Here is a 23,537-nt window from a genome sequence, read left to right as displayed (position 1 = left end):
AGTTAGTAGCTAATTACTTAGCTGCTTTACGTGCTTTAGCTTCTTCCATTACTTTGTCAGCTACGTTTTGTGGACAAGCTGCGTAGTGTGAGAACTCCATAGAGAACTGACCACGACCAGATGTCATTGTACGTAGTGAACCGATGTAACCGAACATTTCTGATAACGGAACGTCTGCTTTAATGCGAACGCCAGTTAAACCAGCTTCTTGGTCGCTTAGCATACCACGACGACGGTTAAGGTCACCGATTACATCACCAACATGATCTTCCGGCGTAAATACGTCAACTTTCATGATTGGCTCAAGAAGTTGTGCACCCGCTTTAGGAATAGATTGGCGGAAAGCGCCTTTAGCAGCGATTTCGAACGCGATTGCTGATGAATCCACTGCGTGGAAGCCACCGTCAAAAAGTTCAACTTCAACGTCTAGTACTGGGAAGCCAGCTAGAACACCTTCGCCCATCATTGACTTAAAGCCTTTCTCAACTGCAGGCCAGAATTCTTTCGGTACGTTACCACCAACAACAGATGATGTGAACGTAAAGCCAGAACCCGCTTCGCCAGGCTTGATGCGGTAGTCGATTTTACCGAACTGACCAGAACCACCAGATTGCTTCTTATGCGTGTAGCTATCTTCAATTTCTTGAGTGATAGTTTCACGGTAAGCAACTTGAGGTTGACCAACAATAAGATCTACACCGTAAGTACGCTTAAGAATGTCTACTTTGATGTCTAAGTGAAGCTCACCCATACCTTTAAGGATGGTTTCGCCTGAATCTTCATCAGTTTCAACTTGGAACGAAGGATCTTCTGCAATCATCTTACCGATAGCGATACCCATTTTCTCGTTTCCGCCTTTATCTTTAGGCTGAACAGCAATCGAGATTACTGGCGTTGGGAAAACCATTGGCTCTAGTGTTACTGGATCTTTCGGATCACAAAGTGTGTGACCAGTTTGTACGTTCTTCATGCCTACGATAGCAATGATGTCACCCGCTTGTGCGCTAGATAACTCAATACGTTCGTCAGCTTGCATCTCAACCATACGGCCAACACGCTCAGTTTTACCCGTAAATGCGTTAAGGATGGTGTCACCCTTGTTCAATTTACCAGAGTAAATACGTACGAATGTTAGTGCACCGAAACGGTCATCCATGATCTTAAATGCTAACGCTTTAAACGTTTCATCAGCAGATACGATTGCATGTTCGCCATTTTCGTTACCTTCTTCATCCATAAGAGGCTGAGGATCAACTTCTGTAGGAGATGGTAAGTAGTCAACAACAGCGTCAAGTACTAATTGAACACCTTTGTTTTTGAATGCAGAACCACAGAACGTAGGGAAGAAAGCAAGGTCACGTGTACCTTTACGGATACAACGCTTGATGTCTTCAACCGAAGGAGTTTCACCTTCCATGTACGCTTCCATTAGGTCATCGTCTTGCTCTACAGCAGTTTCGATAAGCATTTCATGGTATTCATCAACTTTGTCTACCATGTCTGCAGGAACGTCTTTAATTTCGTAGTTTTCAGGAAGACCAGTGTCATCCCAAACGTATGCTTGTTTAGTCAATACGTCTACTACACCTACGAAGTCATCTTCGATACCAATTGGTAACGTCATAACTAGTGGTACAGCACCAAGTACTTTACGTACTTGCTCAGTTACACGGTAAAAATCAGCACCCATACGGTCTAATTTGTTTACGAATATAATACGTGCAACTTCTGATTCGTTAGCATAACGCCAGTTAGTTTCTGATTGCGGTTCAACACCACCAGAACCACAGAATACACCGATACCGCCGTCTAATACTTTTAGTGAACGGTAAACTTCAACTGTGAAGTCAACGTGTCCTGGAGTATCGATAACGTTGAAGCGGTGATCTTTCCAGAAACAGCTTACTGCTGCCGACTGGATAGTAATACCACGCTCAGCTTCCTGTTCCATGAAGTCAGTAGTTGACTCACCGTCGTGTACTTCACCGGTTTTATGGATTTTACCAGTAAGCTTCAAAATACGTTCTGTAGTGGTAGTTTTACCCGCGTCTACGTGGGCGAAAATACCAATGTTTCTGTAAAGGGATAAGTCTGACATTAGTTCACTTTCATTGATTCAGAGTAAAAAAACGGCCGGATTATAAAGGATTTCTGTACAAGAGATACACCTTTATTTAGCACAAACTCTGAAAACGTTTGTGAAAAACCGAGCCACCATTAATTTTTTATTTAAATATCAATAATATAAGAATATTAGATATTTTTTTAAAAATAACAAAAACACACCTCGTTTCACGAAGTGCGTACAATCGTTACTGTAACTTCATCTCTGTCATGATAGAGATGTCTTACCTTGACAGTGAATGCATCGTCTAACGCATTCAATCTGGTCATTAACGTCGACATGGCCTCTATTACGGTTTCATATCGTCGTTTCATGGGTAGCTTTAAATTAAACACCGCATGAGTGGCCCAATGTTTTACCAACCAGTCACCCATCAGCTTTGCTACCCGATCGGGTTGCTCTATCATATCACACACTAGTAAATCTACACGACCAAATTGTGGTCTGTAAGTAAACCCGTCTGCAGCATGGTGTTCAACAAGCCCTGTGCTCATTAAGCTGTCAGCAATAGCCCCATTATCAATCGCTTCAACGTACATTTCACGTTTAACTAGTTGATAAGTCCATCCACCAGGGCATGCACCCAAGTCTACTGCTCTACCGCCAGCGCGAAGTACTTCACGTTGCTCGTTAGCACTTAACATGTTCACCAAGGCATCTTCCAACTTGAGGGTTGAGCGACTTGGTGAATCGGACGGAAATTTTAATCGGCAAATGCCTAAATGGTCATTAGAGCGATATCCAGCAAGACTATAGCCTATGTAGCAAGTTTCAAAAGACTCGAAGAAAACATGCAGTTTAGGCTTATTCTCGTTTTCCTTTGGTGATAACCAGCCCTTCTTTCTTAATGCCTGACGAAGAGGAACGGTAAACTTCCTACAAAATTTCGCAAGGGTTTTACCGTCTTCCGTATCTGGGTATTCAACATCGATGGCACCGAATACACCATGAGCACCAGTAAGCGCTTCGAGCGACACGTCTTCTAGCGCGTCGAGTACTTGCCCTACTCTATCCTCTTTTTCAATATCATTAAGCGTAGCGAACACACCTATTAATTGGCGGGGAAATATAGACTCGCTTACCGCGAACAATGCCAATGCATTACCTAGGCTCGTATTATCGTACAAATTATAATGCACAAAGCCCGTATTCGATTTTGATACCGGATAGCCAAAGTATTCTTTTTCGCCGTACCGAGTAGCCAGTTCATTGGCTGTGTCGTTTTCATAGCCAGGGCGACAATAGGCCAAAATGCTAGTCATTAGTTTTTCCTTTGAATACAGCTACAGCCAATGCTATCCAACCGATAATAAAGCATAGGCCGCCCAAAGGCGTAATGGGGCCAAATAACCCGTTACCGGTGACTGCTAATAAATATAAACTGCCACTGAACAGCGCACAGCCAACCACAAAAAGTGCAGCTACCGCGTTAAGCCATTTAGGCGAACCGTATGCCGACAAAGCGGGCAGCGCCACAATGGCTAAACCATGATACATCTGGTAGCGAACACCAATTTCAAATGTAGTCAGTGCCGATGGTGCTAATATCGCTTTTAAACCATGCGCGCCAAAAGCGCCTAGCATAACTGCAGTAGCCGCCAAAAGAATGCCAGTACACAGCCAGAGTTTGTTTAGGCCTTGCTTATTACTTAGGTTCTGATCAACAGACCCTGTGTTATTTATTGCCTTATTCAAAGCACCTGCCCATGTCATTGAGTGTAAGTTAAACCGAAGGTTAAATGGTGGTTCATTATTTATTTACGTGTGCTTTTATAAAATCAGCTGTCGATTTAGCCGCGCATTCTATATGGGTCTCTAACGTAAAGCCACTTTGCTTTCTGGGTTTAAAACTGTGATCGCCGTCTGTTAGGTAAGAAACCGCAATAGTACTCGATAACGCATAGGCACTCACCTCATCCTTCGTCCCGAAGGTATCACGTTCGCCTTGCAGTATAAGCAGTGGTTTTTTGAGCGTTTCTAAATGGGCGGTTCTGAGTTTTTCATGCTTACCTGGAGGGTGAAATGGATAACCGAATGCTATCGCGCCTACTATTGATTCAGCTTTATCAAGTACCATGGTCGCCATGCGTCCTCCCATGGATTTACCGCCAATAAACGTCGGTACACTAGTTTGGGTTTTAGCCACCTCATCGATAAGCGCCGCAAAATGTGTGAGTAACTTTTCGGCTTTATCTGGCGGCCTACGCTTTCCCGTTTCCATCATGGTTTGCATGTAGGGAAAGTTAAATAATACCACTTCAATATTATGGCCAGTTAACTGAGAAGCCATTGCCTGCATAAAATCGTGGTGCTTACCGGCACCCGCGCCGTGCGCAAGAATAAGGCGTGCTATAGGTGCATTAGTCTTTCCATCCGTATTTACCGAATGAATTTCAATATCAAACATCGACTGACTCATTATCTGTATTATTTTTAAATGTAAAACTTATCACTCTTGCTCTTCTTCAACCAAGCCTAAGATCCACTCTCTGAAAGCGGCAATTTTGCCAAGCTCAGCTTGGGATTCTTCGCACACCAAATAAAAAGCATCACGACTTTCTACTTTCTCTTCAAAAGGCATAATCAATCGCCCTGCATCTAATTCTGGACGGGCAAGTACCGTATTACCTAACGCAATCCCCTGCCCTAACGCGGCAGCTTGCAGTACCAGCATAGAGTGGCTGAATACTGGTCCATGGTTAACATTTACCCCTGATACACCCACATGCTTAAGCCAGTTTTTCCACGCCGCGCGGCTTAAGTCGTGAAGTAGCACGTGATGACGTAAATCTGCCAAACTCGATAACGGCTTAGGGCCATTGAAAAGCATAGGGGAACATAATGGTGTTAGGAATTCACGGTGAAGTTTGTCTGCTTGCAACCCACTCCAGCGGCCTTTGCCATAGTAAATAGCAACATCTACGTCATCATCTAAAAAGCCTTCATCGAAGTCTACCGCTTTTATTCTTACGTCTATGTCCGGTTGCGCCACACTAAATTGACTAATTCGTGGCACTAACCACTGGCTGGCAAAGCTCGGCGGCATGGCAACGGTTATGGCTCCCTTACTGCCTCGCGCTAACAGTCTTTCCGTCGCTTCTTGCAGGTTTTTAAAGATATCTTTCAATTCAAGGAAGTAAGCCTGGCCTTCTTCGGTTAATAACAAGGTTCTGTTACGACGAATGAATAACTTCATCGATAAGAATTCTTCAAGCGCTTTAATTTGATGACTGACCGCGGCTTGCGTAACAAAAAGCTCATCAGCCGCTTTAGTGAAACTCAAATGCCGGGCAGCCGCTTCAAAGGCTTTTAACGCATTGAGAGGGGGAAGACGTCGATGCATGTTAAGAAATAAATCCTGTGTGACCTACTCATACTATAGTAGCAGTAATCGCATTAGTTTTACTAATGACAACCCATACTTTTACTCGTTTTATTTTTGCACGAGTTTTGGTTATTATTTGCGCGAACTTTGGAAAGGGCCTCAAATATCAACTCTTTACAAAGCCTACTTGTTAAGCAATTTAACAAGTGGAAACATATTTTTAAATTATTTTTATTAGGTGTGAAAATGAAAAAACTACTACTAGCTAGTGTATCTGTAATGGCTTTTGCAAGCGCTGCTGCGAATGCTAACGTACAACCTGAAAAGATCAATCTTCAATCGTTAATCGCTACGGCGATGACCAGCGTAAACATGGCAGACGTACTGCCTGAAAACGACGCTCACATTGTTGTTAAAAAGCAGTCAGCTGCATTGCTGGCAGAAGAAACGCAAATTGCGTTACATAAAAACTTACTTGCCATGGCGAAAGAAAAAAATAAAGAATCTACTGTATTAGTTGCTGAAAGCGAATAATACACGCCCACACCTGATACGCATGCCGGTGCGACGCACCGGCATTCGCCATCAGACTTGCCTAGGTATTACTGGTATCTAACGGCTCAAATCCTTTCACCAATTCATCTAACGCTTTCATTTGCGCTAAATACGGCTCAAGTTTTGCCAATGGCAACGCACATGGACCATCACATTTTGCTTCATCCGGATTAGGATGTGCTTCAATAAACAACCCAGCAAGGCCCAACGCCATTCCGCTTCGCGCTAATTGTGCCGCTTGAGCACGACGACCATCGGCTGATGTTGCTCTGCCTCCTGGCATTTGCAGTGCATGGGTAGCATCAAAGATTACCGGTGCGTAGGATTTCATTGCATCCATGCCCAGCATATCAACCACAAGGTTGTTATAGCCAAAGCTACTGCCACGTTCACATAAAATGACTTTATCGTTACCCGCTTCACCTAATTTAGTAATGATATGACGCATTTCATGAGGCGCTAGAAATTGCGGCTTCTTCACATTAATTACGCTACCGGTTTTAGCCATAGCAACCACCAAATCAGTTTGACGGGCTAAAAACGCGGGAAGTTGAATAACATCTACCACTTCAGCAACAGGTGCGGCTTGGTGAGGCTCATGAACATCGGTAATTAATGGCACATTGAAAGTAGATTTAATTTCTTCGAATATACGCAAGCCCTCTTCCATACCTGGACCACGATAAGACGTTACCGATGAGCGGTTTGCTTTATCAAATGAAGCTTTAAAAACATAAGGAATACCCAATTTTTGGGTAACTTCAACATAATGCTCAGCAATGCGCATGGCAAGATCGCGAGACTCTAATACATTCATTCCGCCAAAAAGCACGAAAGGTAAGTGATTAGCAACTTCTACATCGCCAACACGAATGATCTGTTGAGATTCAGACATAATTAATTCGTTATCCGTTAATTTCTAGAATAAGGGTTGTTTGGTAACTGCCACCAACGCAGTTGTCATCAGTACCACGAGCGCGGCAATGAAAAACGCCCAGCGGCCCACGGTGGTTTTTGCTTTTTTAAGCGCAAATAACCCAAGTACGATATAAGCGATAACGCCAGCTAACTTAAATGTGAGCCATGCATTTACAATGGGATATTGAGACAAAATAACGCAAAGCCAAATAGCACTGGCTAATAAAATGGTATCAATAATATGAGGCACAATTTTAACCCACTTTTTCGCTAAAATTGTGGCGTCGAATTGTGACCAGATAAAGCGAAAAACAAACAGTAAAATACTTAATCCTACTGCTGTTAAGTGCAGATGTTTCGCCATCATATACATACAATAATTCCTATCGTTCTTAAGTTTTGATTATGTAATTATTCGTTATTGTACGTTATTTACGGGCATTCGACTAAGTTAAACATACTCAGGAATATCAGGGTGCTGATGTTGAATGGCCATGAATTTTTCAATGTGGTTCAACAAGTAATCAACTAATAGCGGGTCGAAGTGTCGCCCTTTTTCTTCATTGATAACCTTTTCAACCTTATCTAATGGCCATGCGGTTTTATAAGGGCGAGTATTGATTAGTGCATCAAACACATCTAACAAAGTTGCTATGCGACTTTGCAGTAAGATAGCTTGACCTTGAAGCCCTTCAGGATAGCCTTTGCCATCCCATCGCTCGTGGTGTTGTCGTGCTAACGTTGCGGCTAGCTGAATAGTGGGCCTAGAAGAGTCTTTTAAAATCTGATAACCAAATTCGGCATGCTGACGAATGGCAAAAACATCATCTTCTGTCAAAGGCTCAGTTTTACGTAAAATAGTGACAGGTACACGAGAGTTGCCTACGTCATGAAGAGGTATAGCATGCTTGAGTAACCGCACGTCATTTTCATTCATGCCTATGCCACAACCCATAACCTCTGCCATCGCACTCATTCGCACAATATGGTTGCTGCCTTGCCCGTCATGCTCCATCGCTTTGCCTAAGCGCTCAATAATTTCTCTTTGCGTACTTTCTACGTCAATGGTTTTAAGCACATTATCAAACGCGAGTTGAACACTGTTCGAAAACCGTCTCACCAAGTGCTTGTCATTTTCGCCAATACGACGAGGTAAGCCGGATAAATACAACAAAGCACCGTTTTGCGTTTTACTATTGCAATAAGCCACTACGTGGTCTTCTGCGTACACGATTTCGCGTTCGCGCATTGCGCGCTTGCACAGTTCATATTCTTCAGGTGACACGGCATCTTTTAATAGCACGCCTTCTTTATCTGAATATTCACCGTTGCCGGCGAAAACGTATAGCTCATTGAGATCGAGTGTATTAGTAGGATTAGGTGATGCATCGGGTGTGGCCGCTACCGCCGTGGTAATGTAGGCTGCATCTTTCGAACAGCCTAAAATAGACGCCAGTTGCTGAATAATGCCTTGCATGAATTTTTCTAGCGAGTTGGAAGAAAACAAATCTACAGACGCATCTATGATTTTTTCTAAGCCTGCACGGCTCTCTTCAATCACAATGATATCGCGATAAGAGCGCAGCGCCGCAATAATTACAGTGAATAGCTTTTGTGCGGTTAGTTCAGTTTTAGATTTATAGTCATTGATGTCGTAATTAATAATGACATCTTTTTCAGGCGCTTGGCCTGGCTGACCGGTACGCAGAATAATACGGGTAAAGTGATTATCGAGTTCGTTACGAACATACTCTGCAACTAGCAAGCCCGCATCGTCACTTTCCATAACCACATCAAGTAGTACCACTGCAATGTCATCATGCTCTCTGAAACAACGTTTTGCTTCATCGCCGCTGTAAGCACTGATAAATTCTAGGGTTTTACCATTTAAGAAAAAGTCGTTGAGTGCCAATTTTGTGATGGCATGAACTTCTGGCTCATCATCAACAATGAGAATTTTCCACGTACCTAACTCTTCTACTACATCATCTTCATCGTCTTCGATGAAAAGTAAATCGTCACTCATCTATAACTTCCTGTTCCTCAAATGCTTTTAAAATACTAATGCAATACGTATTTTTAGCAAGTCCCATATAGAAGTAACAAATAGACGTGACAAATTCTTAACGTGTTGTAGATAGGTAACCGTAAGTGACTCGGTCATTCCCACCATAGTCTTGTGCGGTGCTCACGTTCACAAAGCCTTGGGCGTGTAACAGGTCGCCAACCGCTTTTGCTTGGTCAAAACCATGCTCAAAAGCCAGTAAGCCACCTTCTAATAAATGGGCGGGTGCAAGTGCGATAATGTGTTTTATATCATCAAGCCCATCGGCGCCTGATGTAAGCGCTGATGCAGGCTCAAAGCGCACATCACCTTGCTGAAGAAAAGGGCTGGATATTTCTATATAGGGCGGGTTGGAAACGATAACGTGAAATTTTTCATTCGCTAAATTGTCAAACCAACTACTTTGCTTAAATTGCGCATTAGTAATGCTATTAAGCGCCGCATTGCTAGTGGCGAGTTGAACAGCCTCATGTAGTAAATCTATACCTGTGACAATGGCAGTGGGCAATTCAGAGGCCAGCGCGAGGGCAATTGCCCCTGTACCTGTACCTAAATCACAAATGGCTAGCTTATTATCTTCTACCTCAAGGGCAAATTCTGCTGACGCTATACAAGAAAGAGTTTGCTCTACTAATACTTCGGTATCGGGGCGAGGAATAAGGGTATGGGGCGAGGTTGCTAAACGTAAGGTCCAAAAGTCACGGCTACCCGTTAGGTACGCCACAGGAATACCTTGGGCGCGTTTGGCCACCAGAGTTTTGTATTGAGAAATAGCGTCGACGCTTAAGGTTTTGTCTGGCCATGTAAAAAGATAAACCTGAGGTTTATCTAATACATGGCTTAACAATACTTTTGCATCAACAGCTGGCGATTCGCCTTCATGTAACTCGGCTACCGCCCACGCTAATGCGGCGTCTATACGCATGGTATTAGTCGTCTGACAACGAGGCTAACAGGTCAGCTTGATGTTCTTGCATAATAGGGTCGAGAAGCTGCTTCAAGTCACCTTCTATTACTTCATCTAAACGGTATATCGTTAAGTTGATGCGGTGATCAGTTACGCGGCCTTGCGGGAAGTTATAGGTACGGATGCGCTCTGAACGATCACCACTTCCGACTAGACTCTTACGCGTAGAGGCTTCTTCTGCCGCACGCTTTTCTTCTTCAATGTTATTCAAACGCGCTTGCAAAACCGACATGGCTTTCGCACGGTTTTTATGTTGCGAACGCTCGTCCTGACACTCAACCACTAACCCTGACGGCAAGTGAGTAATCCGAATAGCAGAGTCGGTTTTGTTAACGTGCTGACCACCTGCACCCGATGCTCTAAAAGTATCGATGCGAAGATCCGCTGGGTTAATATCAATAGCTTCTGATTCTGGAATTTCAGGTAATACAGCCACGGTACAGGCAGACGTATGAATACGACCTTGTGATTCTGTATCGGGTACACGCTGCACACGGTGACCGCCAGATTCGAATTTCAAAATACCGTAAACGCCGTCACCACTAATATTCGCGACTACTTCTTTATAACCGCCATGCTCACCCTCATTGGCGTTAATTAATTCTACGCGCCAACCTTTGGTTTCAGCATAACGGCTGTACATACGGAATAAATCGCCTGCAAATATTGCGGCTTCGTCACCACCAGCACCAGCACGTACTTCTAAGAAGCAGTTGCTGTCATCGTTAGGATCTTTAGGTAACAATAAAACCTGAAGCTCAGTTTCTAGGCGTTCAATATCGGCTTTCGCAATTTTTAATTCTTCTTGCGCCATTTCACGCATTTCTGCGTCATCTTCTTTCAACATCTCATTCGCTGAATCAAGATTTTCTTGCGCTTGTTGATAAGCATTAAAGCCCCCAACTACGCTTTCTAGCTGGCTAAACTCTTTTGACAAATTACGAAACTTATCTTGATTGCCGATTACTTGCGGATCGCCTAATAAAGCCTGCACTTCTTCAAAGCGTTCCACCAAGTTTTCGAGTTTTCTGACAACCGAGTCTTTCATATTTTTATGTTTACCTTATTTTTTGATATCTGACGTAGTGTCGGATAACGATAATGCTTGCCCCAACCACCGACTCAACGCCGGGTCATCATGCATGGCAGCTTCTCTAAGTGCCAGGGTTGTGGGGTGCAGCAATGTATTGGTTAGCTTGTAGGCCATTTCACTAAGTACCGTTTCGGCGTCTTTGCCTTCGGTTAACTGCGCCAATGCTTTTTCTACCACGTCGTCGCGCTGTTCCATGCCCTTTTGACGATACTGCCTAACTAAATCGATAGATTGTTGAGACTGCTTCCAGCTCATGTAATCGCCAGCTTGCTTTTCAATTAGCTTTTCAGCTTCAAGTGCTGCTTGCTCACGATTTTGTAAATTCTTTTGAACGATGTGCTGCAAATCATCTACGGTGTATAAATAAGCATCACCCAATTCGTTCACTTGAGCTTCAATGTCACGAGGTACCGCTAAATCCACTAAAAACATGGGCATATTTCTACGTTGTTTCAACGCCTTTTCTACCATGCCCTTGCCTATTAAAGGTAGCTGACTGGCGGTAGAGCTGATCACTATATCGAAATCTTTTAGATGTTCCGGTACCTGTGAAAGGGTATACACACTGGCATCCAATGTTTCAGCCAAGGCTTCTGCACGAGAAATAGTTCGGTTGGCAACAGCTAAGCAGGTAACACCTTGCTCTTTTAAGTGCTGTGCCACTAACTCAATGGTTTCACCCGCACCCACCAGTAGCACCGAGCGCTTGGGTAGCTCAGCAAATATATGCTTCGCTAATTGCACTGCAGCATAAGCTACGCTGACGGCATTTGCGCCAATTTCAGTTTCGCTGCGTACCCGCTTAGCCACAGAAAAGGTATGCTGAAATAGTTTATCAAACTCGGTATTAATCATACCTGAGTGTTTGGCATCGCCAAAGGCTTGCTTTACCTGCCCTAATATCTGCGGTTCACCAAGAATGAGCGAATCTAATCCACTTGCCACTCGCATAATATGTTTAACCGCATCATCTGCGGCAAGCACATAACTGTTGTTGGCAATTTCATCAACTTCAACATGGTGGAAGTTTGATAACCACGCTAATAATGCAGTAGCACTTTCATGCTGGGTGTTCACGTAAAGCTCTGTGCGATTGCACGTTGATACAATCACCGACTCATCTACGCCATCCACCTTTCTTAATGACGCAAGTGCTTCCACCAGAGAATCTGGTGTAAAAGCCACTTTTTCACGCAATGCGACAGGGGCGGTTTTGTGATTAATACCAAGGGCGAGTAGAGTCATTCAAATCTGTGCTGGCAACGTCGGACGCGCATTGTACGAAAAACCCAAAATGATTGAAAGTGTTGGTAGAACTGTGTTCACATAAAGTATGCACTTTACCTAAGACGACACCCAATGATTCGCTTCATTTTTATACTTGTACTGGTTACCCTATTTATCAGCGCCTGTACCACACTACCTGATGGTCCTGAAGACGCCGTAAACCTTAGCACCCAGCTTAAAAAGGTGGCACAAGTAGATGCTTGGCAATTGCGCGGAAAAATAGCCTTTAGACAAGAAAAAGAAGGGGCTAGCGCTAACCTTTTGTGGAAAACCGATGATGCCGATTTTCATTTCCGATTAACCAATTTACTTGGTGTAACCATGGTTGATTTGAACGTGAACGGCGATAAAGCCATTTTAGAAGCGGGTAACGAGGTATATGAAGACGCCGATCCCGAACCGTTAATTTATCATACTACGGGCATGGATATCCCCGTCGAACCCTTGCTTTCGTGGATTAAAGGGCTTCCTCTTGCTGATGACACGTTTACCCTTACCGACAAGGGACTACTCAATACTCTTGAAAGCAACTGTAGTGCATGTAAGGGGTGGCAAGTCAGTTATGCTAACTATGGCAATGTGACTACCCCCGAAGGCAATAATGTGTGGCTGCCCCACGCTATTAATTTGGTTCAACCCAACCCGCCATCAACCCAATTAAAAATAAAAATATATGAATGGACGCTGCTTTAATGACAACTTCAGAAGTAACGAATTCACAAGAGATAAGCCTAGATTGGTGGCCTTCTCCTGCCAAACTTAATCTTTTTCTACATATTAATGGTCGATACCCAAATGGCTATCACCAATTGCAAAGCTTATTTCAAATGCTTGATTACGGCGACAAGCTTGCTTTTGATATTAATGATTCGGGTGTTATTTCTATGGCGACCCCGCTAAAAGGGGTAAAAGATGAAGATAACCTTATTGTTCGTGCCGCCAAACTGTTAGCTGAACATGCTCACATTAATAAAGGTGTAAGCATCAGTTTAGAAAAATGCTTGCCCATGGGCGGCGGTATTGGCGGCGGTTCATCAAATGCAGCCACCACCCTAGTCGCACTAAATCAGTTATGGGATATTAAACTATCAGAAGATGAACTTGCTGAGCTTGGGCTTAAATTAGGTGCAGATGTACCCATTTTTGTACGCGGACTTACCGCTTTCGCATCAGGGGTAGGTGAAGAAATCACCCCTGCCCCGCAAGAAGAAAAATGGTATTTGGTGGCGAACCCCAATGTGCATATTAGTACTGCCGAGGTATTTACAGCTGAACAATTGACCAGAAATACACCAATTATGCAGTGGGAAGACTACCAATTTGAAAAAACTCGCAATGATTGTCAGCAATTAGTCGTTAATCGCTATCCCGAAGTTGCAAATTTATTACAGTGGTTGGTACACTACGCACCGTCGCGAATGACGGGCACAGGTGCCTGCGTATTTGCCACCTTTTCTGACGACGTTTCTGCTAAACAAGTTCAGGCTAAATTGCCTTCTGCTTGGCAAAGTTTTGTTGCAAAAGGTGTGAATCGCTCACCGCTATTACAAAAATTAAAAAAATCAGAGCACGTGTACGCCACATCGGACAAGAAATAAAAAATTGGGGTATAGCCAAGTTGGTAAGGCAGCGGGTTTTGATCCCGCCATTCGTAGGTTCGAGTCCTGCTACCCCAGCCAAACCTCTTTTATCAACGCACTGAGGAACCCACTTGTGCCAGATATGAAGCTCTTTGCAGGTAATGCCGTACCAGAACTTGCCCAGAAAGTCGCCGATCGCCTTTATACCAAACTCGGAAACGCCAAAGTAGGCCGTTTCAGTGATGGTGAAATTAGCGTAGAAATTCATGAAAACGTCCGTGGTTCGGACGTTTTTATTATCCAATCAACCTGTGCACCCACAAATGACAACCTAATGGAATTGATCGTGATGATCGACGCTTTGCGCCGCGCATCAGCAGGTCGTATTACTGCGGTAATTCCATACTTTGGTTATGCGCGTCAAGACCGTCGCGTTCGTTCAGCCCGGGTGCCAATTACTGCAAAGGTTGTCGCAGACTTTCTTTCTAACGTTGGTGTAGATAGAGTACTTACTATCGACTTGCACGCCGAGCAGATTCAAGGTTTCTTCGATGTACCTGTAGATAATGCATTCGGAACGCCTATTCTGTTGGCCGATATGGTTCAACGTGATTTCGCCGATCCGGTTGTTGTATCGCCAGATATTGGTGGTGTTGTTCGAGCTCGTGCTACCGCTAAGCTACTTAACGATGCTGATCTTGCCATTATCGACAAACGCCGCCCTAAAGCGAACGTTGCTCAGGTAATGAACATCATCGGTGATGTTAACGACCGTGACTGTATTATTGTGGATGACATGATTGATACTGGTGGTACGTTGGCTAAAGCGGCTGAAGCATTGAAAAGCCATGGTGCACGTAATGTTTATGCTTACGCCACCCATGCAATTTTCTCTGGTAACGCAGCACAGAACCTAAAAGAATCTGTTATCGATGAAATTATCATTACCGATTCTATTCCGCTTAGTGCAGATATGCAGAAGATTGGAAAAGTAAAACAACTTACATTGTCTGAAATGCTCGCTGAAACGATTCGTCGTATTAGCAACGAAGAGTCTATTTCAGCGATGTTTGAGTACTAGTTTCTAGCACTAGACGTGAGTACTCAACTCGAATAGTCGCTGTGAGCATATAAAGCGATAACCATTCGAACTTCACTTCTCGAAAAAGGGCCTACAGGCCCTTTTTTATTACCCACATGTTTACTCTTTACTTCCTACATCTAAAACGGTTAAAAATTTTCAAAATATAGCCACGCTTTTACTATCCTTAAAGCTCTTAAACTATCGGTCGATAACTGAACAACCATTTAACGGTTTAGTGCAAGTTATTGCGCGTAAGTTTTCTTATCAGCGACATCAATATACAAAGAATAAAAAAGGAGCGGTTAGTGGATGCAAGAAAGACACGCTCATTAGCGGCACTTTGGTTTTGGTTAAGTCGATTTTGGACTGACCCCGATGCTACGCCTGAGCTGGCTAACTACTATCGCGCCCGGCAAATTGACTCTTTATCTAGACAACTTCCTCTTGCTAGCAGTGCAACTGTTCTCATTGTTATCTTGTGCTCCGTTTTTGCCAATGGCCTGATTAATAACGATTTCCTGATTGCATGGTCGTTGTCATTACTTATTATCGCAGCTGGTGATGTGATTGCGTGGTACTTATTGGTTAAACGAAAAATTGAAAATACCGGCTCTAAGCGGGTTCAATTTATCTTGGCACTCATGTTGGGATCGGCGGCTGTTTTATATGCGCAAATGACCACCGTTTTACTTGGTGTTTTGGATACCCAAGGTAAGATTATCTTGGTCGCTATTATTGCAGCATTTATTGCAACTGGTGCTTGGCAGTTTGCGTCGTTACCCGCAGCGGCACTATTTTGGGTTTTGTTTTTAACCTTGGGGGTATCAGTGGGTATCCACATAAGCTACTTTGGCGAGTATTTATTTATATCTGTATTGCTGTTGATTTATTGGATATATCTAAGCTGTGTGGTGCTGGTTACATCGAAACGTTTTATTCGCGGGTTAATGGCAGAAACCGCCATTGAACATCAACGCCAAGTGGTAGGCTTGTTGTTGAAAGATTTTGAAGAAAACGCCAGTGATTGGTTATGGGAAATTGATAGTCACGGATGTTTGAAGCATGTCTCGTTGCGTATGCAACATGTTTTAGGGAAGCCTGTACAACAACTCTCTGGTAGCCATTTTTTAAATTTACTTTCAGGCAGTGCATCTGCGGCAAACCAGCATGTGATGCAAGAATTAGCGACCAACTTTCAACAGAATGAGCCCTTTACACAAAATAATATTCCTATTGAAGTCAATGGCGATACTAAATGGTGGTCGCTGACTGCCCAACCTCTTATTAATAGTACTGGTAACTTATCAGGCTGGCGCGGTGTAAGCACTGATGTGACCGATGCGCTACTTCGCGAAAAAGAGATGACGTTTTTAGCCAACATCGACTCTTTGACTGGGTTGGCTAACCGTCATTTATTCGCCAAAACATTACATGAATGCTTTGCCGATGACGCTGAAGATGAAACGAAGACCCCTGAAATAATTAAGGATATAACCTTAATTACGTTAGATCTTGATAATTTTAAAGTAATTAACGATACGTTAGGCCACTTAGCTGGTGATGCGTTATTAAAAGAAATTTCATGTCGTTTTCAAGAAATCACGCCAAAGGATGTCTTGCTCTCAAGGCTGGGTGGCGATGAATTTGCTTGGGTTTTTAAAAATAGCCTTACGCCGCTAGAAGCGACACGTTTCGGGCAGAAAATCCACGACTTATTGGCTGAACCATGGCTACATCAAGAGCACTCGTTTGATTTAGGCGCCAGCATTGGGGTAGCAAACGCGCCAATGGATGGTGTGTCCCCAGTGTCTCTTCAACGTGCCAGCGACATGGCGCTATATGCAGCCAAGACGAGCGGTAAAAACAAACTTTGCTTCTACGATCCTAAACTCGATGAGTATGCCATGTTGAGATTAGCGCTGTTAAGTGATTTTCGTCAAAGCTTTGCAGACCACGACTTTGTTGTGCTCTACCAGCCTCAAATTCGGTTTAGCGATAATACGCTAATCGGTTTTGAAGCATTGGTTCGTTGGCACCACCCCGAGCGAGGCGTCGTATCGCCTACCGACTTTATTCACCTGATTGAAGAAAATCGCATGATAGTTCAGTTAGGGGAATGGGTATTAAGACAGGCCTGTAGTGATGCCATGAACTGGCCTGCACCGCTTCAAGTTGCTGTGAATGTTTCTCCCGTTCAAATTGAGCGAACCAATTTACTCACTACCGTAATGAAGGCGCTTAAAGCAACAGGTTTACCAGCCTCTCGATTAGAACTTGAGTTAACTGAATCATCATTAATGTGTGATGGCGACAGCACGATTGTGCTTTTGAATAGCTTAAGAGAGCAAGGCGTTCGGATCGCATTGGACGATTTCGGTACAGGGTACTCTTCACTGTCTTACCTTCAACGTTTCCCTTTTGACAAGCTAAAGGTAGACCGAAGTTTCGTTATTGCCGCGTCAGAACACGCTCAAAACGTAAACAGTGCAAATGCGGAATCTATCTTGTCAGCAATACTACAATTGGCTAATGCATTACACTTGCAAACCACTGCCGAAGGTGTAGAGACACAAGACGTTTCCAGTTTGCTACAAAAGCTAGGTTTTACTAATGCACAGGGCTTTTTTTATGGTCGCCCGATGACCGCCGAACACGCTGAAAATTTCATCAGCCAATGGCCTTATATTCAAAATAAAGAGAACTAAATCTGCTTTAAAGTAGTCTTTCTTTATAGCCATGTGGCCACTTTCGGTTTACGGTTGGTATCTAATAAAAAACTATAAAAGAGGCATTTATGAAATTCACTCGTACATTATCTACGCTGTCAGCCGTCACATTATTATTTGTCCTTGCTGGCTGCTCTAATGAAGACGACACCACAGTTGATGTTAAAGAAGAGCCCCTTATGACTGAAAAAGCAGATGAAAAGCCTCAGCAAGCCTTTGTCCCTAAAACTGCCGAACAAAAACGTCTTAGCGCATCTGGTGAAGCCAGTGAAGTCACCCTAACAGGCACTATTGTGTACAAAGAAATGGAAGGCGGTTTTTACGCCTTTATTGCTGAAAATGGGGACCGCTACACGCTTCAAAAACTGGATAAGAAATTTCATAGAAATGGCTTAATCGTCAAGGTTACGGGTATGCCTATGCCAGACCTTATGACTATCACCCAATACGGCACCGTGTTAAAAGTCGATAGTGTAGAAATACTCGACGCTAGCAGAGTGATAGGAAACGCATCTTCTCACTAAGCATGCCTCGACTACGTATTGCTTGGTAAGAAAAGGGAAAGGGTGATCGATTACGGCTAGCTACGCCGTACAAATGTTACTGTTAATACTAGGAGTAACAAATGATTAATGCATATGCAGCAAAAGAGCCAGGTGGAAAACTGGAAAAGTTTGAATATGATCCTGGCGAATTAGCCTCTCACGATGTTGAGATAGACGTGGAGAGCTGCGGCATTTGTCATAGTGATTTAAGCATGTTGGATAATGAATGGGGTATAAGCGAATACCCATTCGTACCAGGCCATGAAGTCGTAGGAACAATAAATGCGGTAGGCGAACACGTTACGTCATTGAAAGTAGGTCAGCGAGTTGGCTTAGGCTGGCACGCCGGCTATTGTAATAGCTGTGGCACCTGTGAGTCTGGCGATCAAAATTTATGTTCTAATGCTACGATGACGATTGGCGGCCGCCACGGTGGATTTGCCGATAAAGTACGTGCGCAAGCTACTGCGATAGTTCCTCTTCCTGACGGTGTAGATCCTAAAACAGCAGGGCCACTTTTTTGTGGTGGTATCACCGTATTTAACCCATTAGTACAATTTGATATTAAACCCACCTCAGTGGTTGGCGTGGTAGGTATTGGCGGCCTAGGTCACTTAGCATTGCAGTTCTTAAATGCATGGGGTTGTAAGGTTGTTGCTTTTACTTCGAGTGAATCGAAGGAGAAAGAAGCGTTAGAGCTAGGTGCTCATGAAACCTTAAATAGCCGTGATGAAGACGAACTTAAAGCCGCCGCGGGTAAGTTTGACCTTATTATTTCTACCGTGAATGTGAAGCTTGATTGGAACTTGTACCTCTCGACGTTAGCGCCTAAAGGCCGTTTACACTTTGTGGGTGCAACGTTAGAGCCACTGGACATTGGCGCATTTAACCTTATTGGAGGTCAGCGTTCGGTATCAGGTTCACCTGTAGGTAGCCCTGCTACTATCAAAACCATGCTGGATTTTGCTGCGCTGCATAATATTGCGCCAGTAACCGAAACCTTCAAGTTTGATGACGTTAATGAAGCAGTACAGCGACTTCGTGATGGTAAAGCCCACTATCGCGTAGTGTTAACTAAATAAGCTTTAGGTTAGTGCTAAGTAAGACTTCTAATATTATGAAGTCTCGCTAACATGGGCACACCCGCCAAGTAAAATTTGTATGTTATAGGCCTCGGTGTTAGAATTCGCCGCCCTCAAAATTTGAGGCGGCGATTGTTGCTTACAATTTGTAGCTGCAACGCCCTATAACAGTAGGTTCTGGTCGCAAGAACTTACATTCTTAATTTTTTATTGGAGACATATAATGTCTAAAGCAATTTTTACTCTGGACGCTACTGTACGTACAGACCTAGGGAAAGGTGCGAGCCGCCGCCTACGTCGTGAAGACAAGCTTCCTGGTATCATCTACGGTGGTGAAGAAGCACCAGTGTCGATCACTCTTGAGCATAACAAAGTAAACAACGCTGCTGATTTTGAAGCGTTCTACTCTCACGTTCTTACTTTGAACGTAGACGGAAAAGCTGTTGAAGTACTCGTTAAAGACATGCAACGTCACGCTTTTAAGCCTCGTATTCTTCACGTTGACTTCCAGCGCGTAATCGCAGGTCAAGAGTTACACACTAACGTACCTCTTCACTTCATCAACGAAGACAAGTCTGCAGCTATCAAAGCTGGCGGTATCGCTGAGCACCACGTAAACGAAATCGAAATTACGTGTCTGCCTAAAGATCTTCCAGAATTCATCGAAGTAGATATTGCTAACGTTGAAATGGACTCTACTCTTCACTTGTCTGACCTTACACTACCTGCTGGTATCACCTCTGTTGAGCTTGGAAAAGACGACGAGACTCACGACCTTGCAGTAGTCACTGTTAAGCCTGCTCCTAAAGCAGCTGATGCAGAAGAAGGCGACGAAGAAGCAGCTTCTGAGGAATAATCAGCTTGGCTGATATCCGACTTATCGTGGGCCTGGGAAATCCAGGCCCCGAATATGATAATACCCGACACAATGCCGGTGAATGGTTTCTCAACCAACTTGCCGACACCTTCAATACCCCGCTAAAACCAGAATCCAAATTTTTCGGTAAAACCGCCCGCGTGACTATTGCTGGGCAAGATGTGCGCTTACTCTACCCTACAACTTTTATGAATAAGAGTGGTCAGGCTGTAGCGGCATTAGCCAATTTCTACCGTATTGAACCCGAACAAATTTTAGTGGCCTTTGATGAACTCGACTTACCTCCCGGTGTAGCAAAATACAAAATCGGCGGTAGCTCTAGTCAAAATGGTGTTAGAGACATTGTGGCAAAATTGGGTAACAATAAAGACTTCTTACGCTTGCGTATTGGTATTGGACATCCGGGTCACAAAAGCCGTGTTACCGGACATGTATTAGGTAAGCCCCCCGCTGAAGAAAAAATGGCCATAGAAAGTGTCATTGACGAAGCTGTGCGCTGTACTGAAATACTCCTTAAAAACGACCTAAAGCAAGCGCAAAATCGGCTACACTCCTTTAAGGCGTGAGCCTGAGCTAGTACTAATTCCAGACAAGGATCCCTACCATGGGTTTTAAATGCGGTATTGTTGGACTACCAAACGTAGGTAAATCAACACTCTTTAATGCACTGACAAAAGCAGGTATTGAAGCGGCAAACTTCCCTTTTTGTACCATAGAGCCCAACACAGGTGTTGTACCTGTACCGGATCTTCGCTTGGACAAACTGGCTGAAATTGTAAACCCTCAGCGTGTTATTCCAACCACAATGGAATTCGTTGATATTGCAGGTTTGGTTGAAGGCGCTTCAAAAGGTGAAGGTTTAGGAAATAAATTCCTAGCTAACATCCGCGAAACCGACGCGATTGGCCATGTGGTTCGTTGTTTCGACGACGAAAACATTGTTCACGTTGCGGGTAAAGTTAACCCACAAGACGATATTGATATCATCAATACCGAGCTTGCACTTTCAGACTTAGAAACCACAGAGAAAGCCCTACACCGTGTTGCTAAACGCGCTAAAGGTGGCGATTCTGATGCTAAGTATGAACTTAAAGTATTGGAAAAAATTAAGCCTCATTTAGATGAAGGTTTATTACTTCGTTCTTTAGAACTAACTAAAGAAGAACATGCAGCAATTAGCTACATGAACATGCTTACCCTTAAGCCAACCATGTATATTGCTAACGTTGACGAAGATGGTTTCGAAAATAACCCATACTTAGACAAAGTACGCGCTATCGCTGAAAGCGAGAACGCAGTGGTAGTGGCAGTATGTGCGGCTATCGAGTCTGACATTGCTGAACTTGAAGACGACGAGCGTGAAGAATTCATGCAAGACATGGGGCTTGAAGAGCCAGGTCTTAACCGTGTTATCCGTGCAGGCTATAACTTGCTTACCCTTCAAACCTATTTCACGGCTGGGGTAAAAGAAGTGCGTGCTTGGACCTTCCCTGAAGGTTCAACTGCACCACAAGCAGCTGGTAAGATTCACACCGACTTCGAGAAAGGCTTTATTCGTGCCGAAATCGTCAGCTACGATCACTTTGTTGAATTCAACGGTGAACAAGGCGCAAAAGACGCCGGTAAGTGGCGCTTAGAAGGTAAAGAGTACATTGTTAAAGATGGCGATGTGATTCACTTTAGATTTAACGTGTAGTAAGAAATGTAGCCTAGGCTAGCGCCTCTATTAACGTTACAAAAACCACCCTTAGGGGTGGTTTTTTATTGCCTGTAGAATTAGTTGTTGATTTAACAGGCAATGACTCGGTACTTTAAGTACATAAAGAGACACTTATACCAGTGTTAATAATAAGATTTACATCAGGGCTTACAATAAAATGATTAAAAGACTCGTTCATTCACTTTCTGCGCTTTCTCATATAACAGCACTTCCTCAGATATTAGCACGTCCACAGATATCAGTTCTGGCAGTATCGCTCTGTGTGACCTTTTTGGGTGTAAGCAGCGTTTTGTCTACCGCGCACGCAAAGAGTCATGAAAAAAGCCCTGAGGACACTCAAATAAAAGAAAAGCTCTTGCTTGATACCGACATAGCCAACAAATGGTACAAGGTGCCTAATAAACATATCGTTACTTTTGAAACACACTATGGTGATGTGGTCATAGCGTTGAACCCCGTTTTAGCGCCTCGTCATGTAAAACGCTTTCGTAAGCTAATAAAAACTGATTTTTATCAGCAGCAGTATTTCTACCGCGTGGTAGATGGTTTTGTAGCACAAGGTGGCAGTAACGAAAGTCATGAGCCTTCGCCAGAAACCGGTAATTTGAAGGCTGAGTTTGTTACCCCCCTCTCATCTTCTGCGATTGTTATAGAAGAAAACGACATGTTTGCCCCAGCTACAGGCTTCCTAAATGGGTTTCCTGTAGGAATAGATAGCGCTAGAAATGAAATGTGGGCACTTCACTGCCCTGGCACGGTCGCTTTTGCCCGTAATAGTGAAAAGGACACTGCCAGCACCGAGTTTTATATTGTGATTGGACAAGCGCCGCGGCATTTAGATAGAAATATGTCAGTTATTGGCCGAGTACTCGAAGGAATGGACGTGATACAGCAGTTACCAAGGGGCCCAATAGAAAATAGTGGCGTTATTGAAATACCTTCGGATAAGAGCCAAATTAAAAATAGTTACGCAGGTAACAAAGATACGTCGGGTAAACAGTATTATATTCAGCTTCCTTCGCATCCCGAATACCAAAAACGTATGAAAACCGGGCAAATACTCGATAATTCTTTCTTTCACGACAAAATTTATAGTCCTAGACCTATAGATGTTTGCTATTACCAGACTAAAACTTCATCAACGCCATGGAATTAAGTTTGGGTTTATTGGCGATATTTGATTAAATTCACTGCACTTTGACTAGATTTTAAACCTGAATGCACAGATATTAGCCACTTAGAAAAAGTTAGTAAAAAAGGGGTTGACGGTCGCCAGTCATATCCGCATAATACGCGCCACTTCCTGAGAGGGAAAAGAAAAAGCCGGAGGCTATGTAGCTCAGTTGGTTAGAGCACATCACTCATAATGATGGGGTCGCAAGTTCGAATCTCGCCATAGCCACCAATTTTTCTTTTTATCTAACTTCTCTTGAGGTTCTGACTGTGCGGGAGTGGTGGAATTGGTAGACACGCTGGATTTAGGTTCCAGTGCTTCACGGCGTGAGAGTTCAAGTCTCTCCTTCCGCACCACAGTTGGGGTATAGCCAAGTTGGTAAGGCAGCGGGTTTTGATCCCGCCATTCGTAGGT

22 protein-coding genes and 3 tRNA genes are annotated in these 23,537 nt (G+C 43.7%); 14 read left to right on the top strand and 11 right to left on the bottom strand.

Going from position 1 to position 23,537, the window contains the following annotated elements; translation table 11 throughout:
• Positions 1–13 precede the first annotated feature (13 nt).
• From fusA to AAC006_RS19510, 5 genes are all read right to left on the bottom strand, one after another.
• Complete coding sequence (gene fusA / locus AAC006_RS19530; protein ID WP_126873886.1) at positions 14–2,098, bottom strand: elongation factor G; 2,085 nt, start codon at positions 2,096–2,098, stop codon at positions 14–16.
• Between the two features lie 194 nt (positions 2,099–2,292).
• Complete coding sequence (rlmM, locus tag AAC006_RS19525) at positions 2,293–3,387, bottom strand: 23S rRNA (cytidine(2498)-2'-O)-methyltransferase RlmM (RefSeq protein ID WP_126873887.1); 1,095 nt, start codon at positions 3,385–3,387, stop codon at positions 2,293–2,295.
• Positions 3,380–3,838, bottom strand: coding sequence for a DUF423 domain-containing protein (locus AAC006_RS19520; protein WP_126873888.1), 459 nt, complete (start codon positions 3,836–3,838; stop codon positions 3,380–3,382). Before AAC006_RS19520 ends, rlmM begins: the two co-directional genes overlap by 8 nt.
• A gap of 37 nt (positions 3,839–3,875) precedes the next feature.
• Complete coding sequence (locus AAC006_RS19515; RefSeq protein ID WP_126873889.1) at positions 3,876–4,532, bottom strand: alpha/beta family hydrolase; 657 nt, start codon at positions 4,530–4,532, stop codon at positions 3,876–3,878.
• 42 nt (positions 4,533–4,574) lie between these two features.
• Positions 4,575–5,468 carry a transcriptional regulator GcvA gene (locus tag AAC006_RS19510; RefSeq protein ID WP_126873890.1) on the bottom strand — a complete coding sequence of 298 codons (894 nt, stop codon included), beginning with the start codon at positions 5,466–5,468 and terminating at the stop codon, positions 4,575–4,577.
• Positions 5,469–5,696: 228 nt separating this feature from the next.
• Between AAC006_RS19510 and AAC006_RS19505 the strand changes: the two genes are divergently transcribed.
• A complete protein-coding gene (locus AAC006_RS19505) occupies positions 5,697–5,984 on the top strand; it encodes a hypothetical protein (protein ID WP_013784681.1) in 288 nt (95 codons plus the stop codon).
• A gap of 61 nt (positions 5,985–6,045) precedes the next feature.
• Here the strand turns inward: AAC006_RS19505 and kdsA are convergent, their stop codons facing one another.
• The 6 genes from kdsA to hemA all read right to left on the bottom strand — a co-directional run bounded on the left by kdsA (position 6,046) and on the right by hemA (position 12,293).
• A complete protein-coding gene (gene kdsA / locus AAC006_RS19500) occupies positions 6,046–6,900 on the bottom strand; it encodes a 3-deoxy-8-phosphooctulonate synthase (RefSeq protein WP_013784682.1) in 855 nt (284 codons plus the stop codon).
• A 24-nt stretch (positions 6,901–6,924) separates the two neighbouring features.
• Entirely contained in the window at positions 6,925–7,296 is a 372-nt protein-coding gene (locus AAC006_RS19495; RefSeq protein ID WP_126873891.1) for a SirB2 family protein, read from the bottom strand.
• Positions 7,297–7,374: 78 nt separating this feature from the next.
• Complete coding sequence (locus AAC006_RS19490) at positions 7,375–8,949, bottom strand: DUF3369 domain-containing protein (protein ID WP_126873892.1); 1,575 nt, start codon at positions 8,947–8,949, stop codon at positions 7,375–7,377.
• A 97-nt stretch (positions 8,950–9,046) separates the two neighbouring features.
• The gene (gene prmC, locus AAC006_RS19485) at positions 9,047–9,913 is read right to left on the bottom strand and encodes a peptide chain release factor N(5)-glutamine methyltransferase (protein WP_126873893.1); all 867 of its coding nucleotides are present in this window, start codon (positions 9,911–9,913) and stop codon (positions 9,047–9,049) included.
• 4 nt (positions 9,914–9,917) lie between these two features.
• Positions 9,918–11,003 carry a peptide chain release factor 1 gene (gene prfA, locus AAC006_RS19480; RefSeq protein WP_013784686.1) on the bottom strand — a complete coding sequence of 362 codons (1,086 nt, stop codon included), beginning with the start codon at positions 11,001–11,003 and terminating at the stop codon, positions 9,918–9,920.
• 15 nt (positions 11,004–11,018) lie between these two features.
• A complete protein-coding gene (gene hemA, locus AAC006_RS19475; RefSeq protein WP_126873894.1) occupies positions 11,019–12,293 on the bottom strand; it encodes a glutamyl-tRNA reductase in 1,275 nt (424 codons plus the stop codon).
• Positions 12,294–12,407: 114 nt separating this feature from the next.
• Between hemA and lolB the strand changes: the two genes are divergently transcribed.
• The 13 genes from lolB (at position 12,408) to AAC006_RS19410 (ending at position 23,479) form a co-directional block, all read left to right on the top strand.
• On the top strand, positions 12,408–13,028 hold the full coding sequence (lolB, locus tag AAC006_RS19470; protein ID WP_126873895.1) for a lipoprotein insertase outer membrane protein LolB: 621 nt from the start codon (positions 12,408–12,410) through the stop codon (positions 13,026–13,028).
• Positions 13,028–13,933, top strand: coding sequence for a 4-(cytidine 5'-diphospho)-2-C-methyl-D-erythritol kinase (gene ispE, locus AAC006_RS19465; protein ID WP_339892312.1), 906 nt, complete (start codon positions 13,028–13,030; stop codon positions 13,931–13,933). The genes lolB and ispE overlap by 1 nt, the downstream gene beginning before the upstream one ends.
• Before the next feature lie 5 nt (positions 13,934–13,938).
• Positions 13,939–14,014: transfer RNA gene (locus tag AAC006_RS19460), tRNA-Gln, on the top strand.
• Between the two features lie 43 nt (positions 14,015–14,057).
• Entirely contained in the window at positions 14,058–14,996 is a 939-nt protein-coding gene (locus AAC006_RS19455; protein WP_208806010.1) for a ribose-phosphate pyrophosphokinase, read from the top strand.
• A gap of 308 nt (positions 14,997–15,304) precedes the next feature.
• Entirely contained in the window at positions 15,305–17,704 is a 2,400-nt protein-coding gene (locus AAC006_RS19450) for an EAL domain-containing protein (RefSeq protein ID WP_339892310.1), read from the top strand.
• A gap of 89 nt (positions 17,705–17,793) precedes the next feature.
• Positions 17,794–18,249: a ribose-phosphate pyrophosphokinase gene (locus AAC006_RS19445; RefSeq protein ID WP_126873898.1), complete on the top strand. Its 456-nt coding sequence runs from the start codon at positions 17,794–17,796 to the stop codon at positions 18,247–18,249.
• Positions 18,250–18,350: 101 nt separating this feature from the next.
• The gene (locus AAC006_RS19440; RefSeq protein ID WP_339892308.1) at positions 18,351–19,352 is read left to right on the top strand and encodes an NAD(P)-dependent alcohol dehydrogenase; all 1,002 of its coding nucleotides are present in this window, start codon (positions 18,351–18,353) and stop codon (positions 19,350–19,352) included.
• A gap of 223 nt (positions 19,353–19,575) precedes the next feature.
• Positions 19,576–20,208, top strand: coding sequence for a 50S ribosomal protein L25/general stress protein Ctc (locus tag AAC006_RS19435; RefSeq protein WP_159531179.1), 633 nt, complete (start codon positions 19,576–19,578; stop codon positions 20,206–20,208).
• A 5-nt stretch (positions 20,209–20,213) separates the two neighbouring features.
• Positions 20,214–20,795, top strand: a complete 582-nt coding sequence (gene pth, locus AAC006_RS19430) for an aminoacyl-tRNA hydrolase (RefSeq protein ID WP_126873900.1) — start codon at positions 20,214–20,216, stop codon at positions 20,793–20,795.
• A 38-nt stretch (positions 20,796–20,833) separates the two neighbouring features.
• Positions 20,834–21,925 carry a redox-regulated ATPase YchF gene (gene ychF / locus AAC006_RS19425; RefSeq protein ID WP_126873901.1) on the top strand — a complete coding sequence of 364 codons (1,092 nt, stop codon included), beginning with the start codon at positions 20,834–20,836 and terminating at the stop codon, positions 21,923–21,925.
• Positions 21,926–22,106: 181 nt separating this feature from the next.
• Entirely contained in the window at positions 22,107–23,105 is a 999-nt protein-coding gene (locus AAC006_RS19420) for a peptidylprolyl isomerase (RefSeq protein WP_260563879.1), read from the top strand.
• Between the two features lie 172 nt (positions 23,106–23,277).
• Positions 23,278–23,354, top strand: a tRNA-Met gene (locus AAC006_RS19415).
• A gap of 40 nt (positions 23,355–23,394) precedes the next feature.
• Positions 23,395–23,479, top strand: a tRNA-Leu gene (locus AAC006_RS19410).
• Positions 23,480–23,537 lie beyond the last annotated feature (58 nt).

The sequence above is a fragment of the uncultured Alteromonas sp. genome (assembly GCF_963976965.1).
GTDB classification, from domain to species: Bacteria; Pseudomonadota; Gammaproteobacteria; order Enterobacterales; family Alteromonadaceae; genus Alteromonas; species Alteromonas naphthalenivorans.
This window is presented reverse-complemented; position numbering and strand designations above follow the sequence as displayed.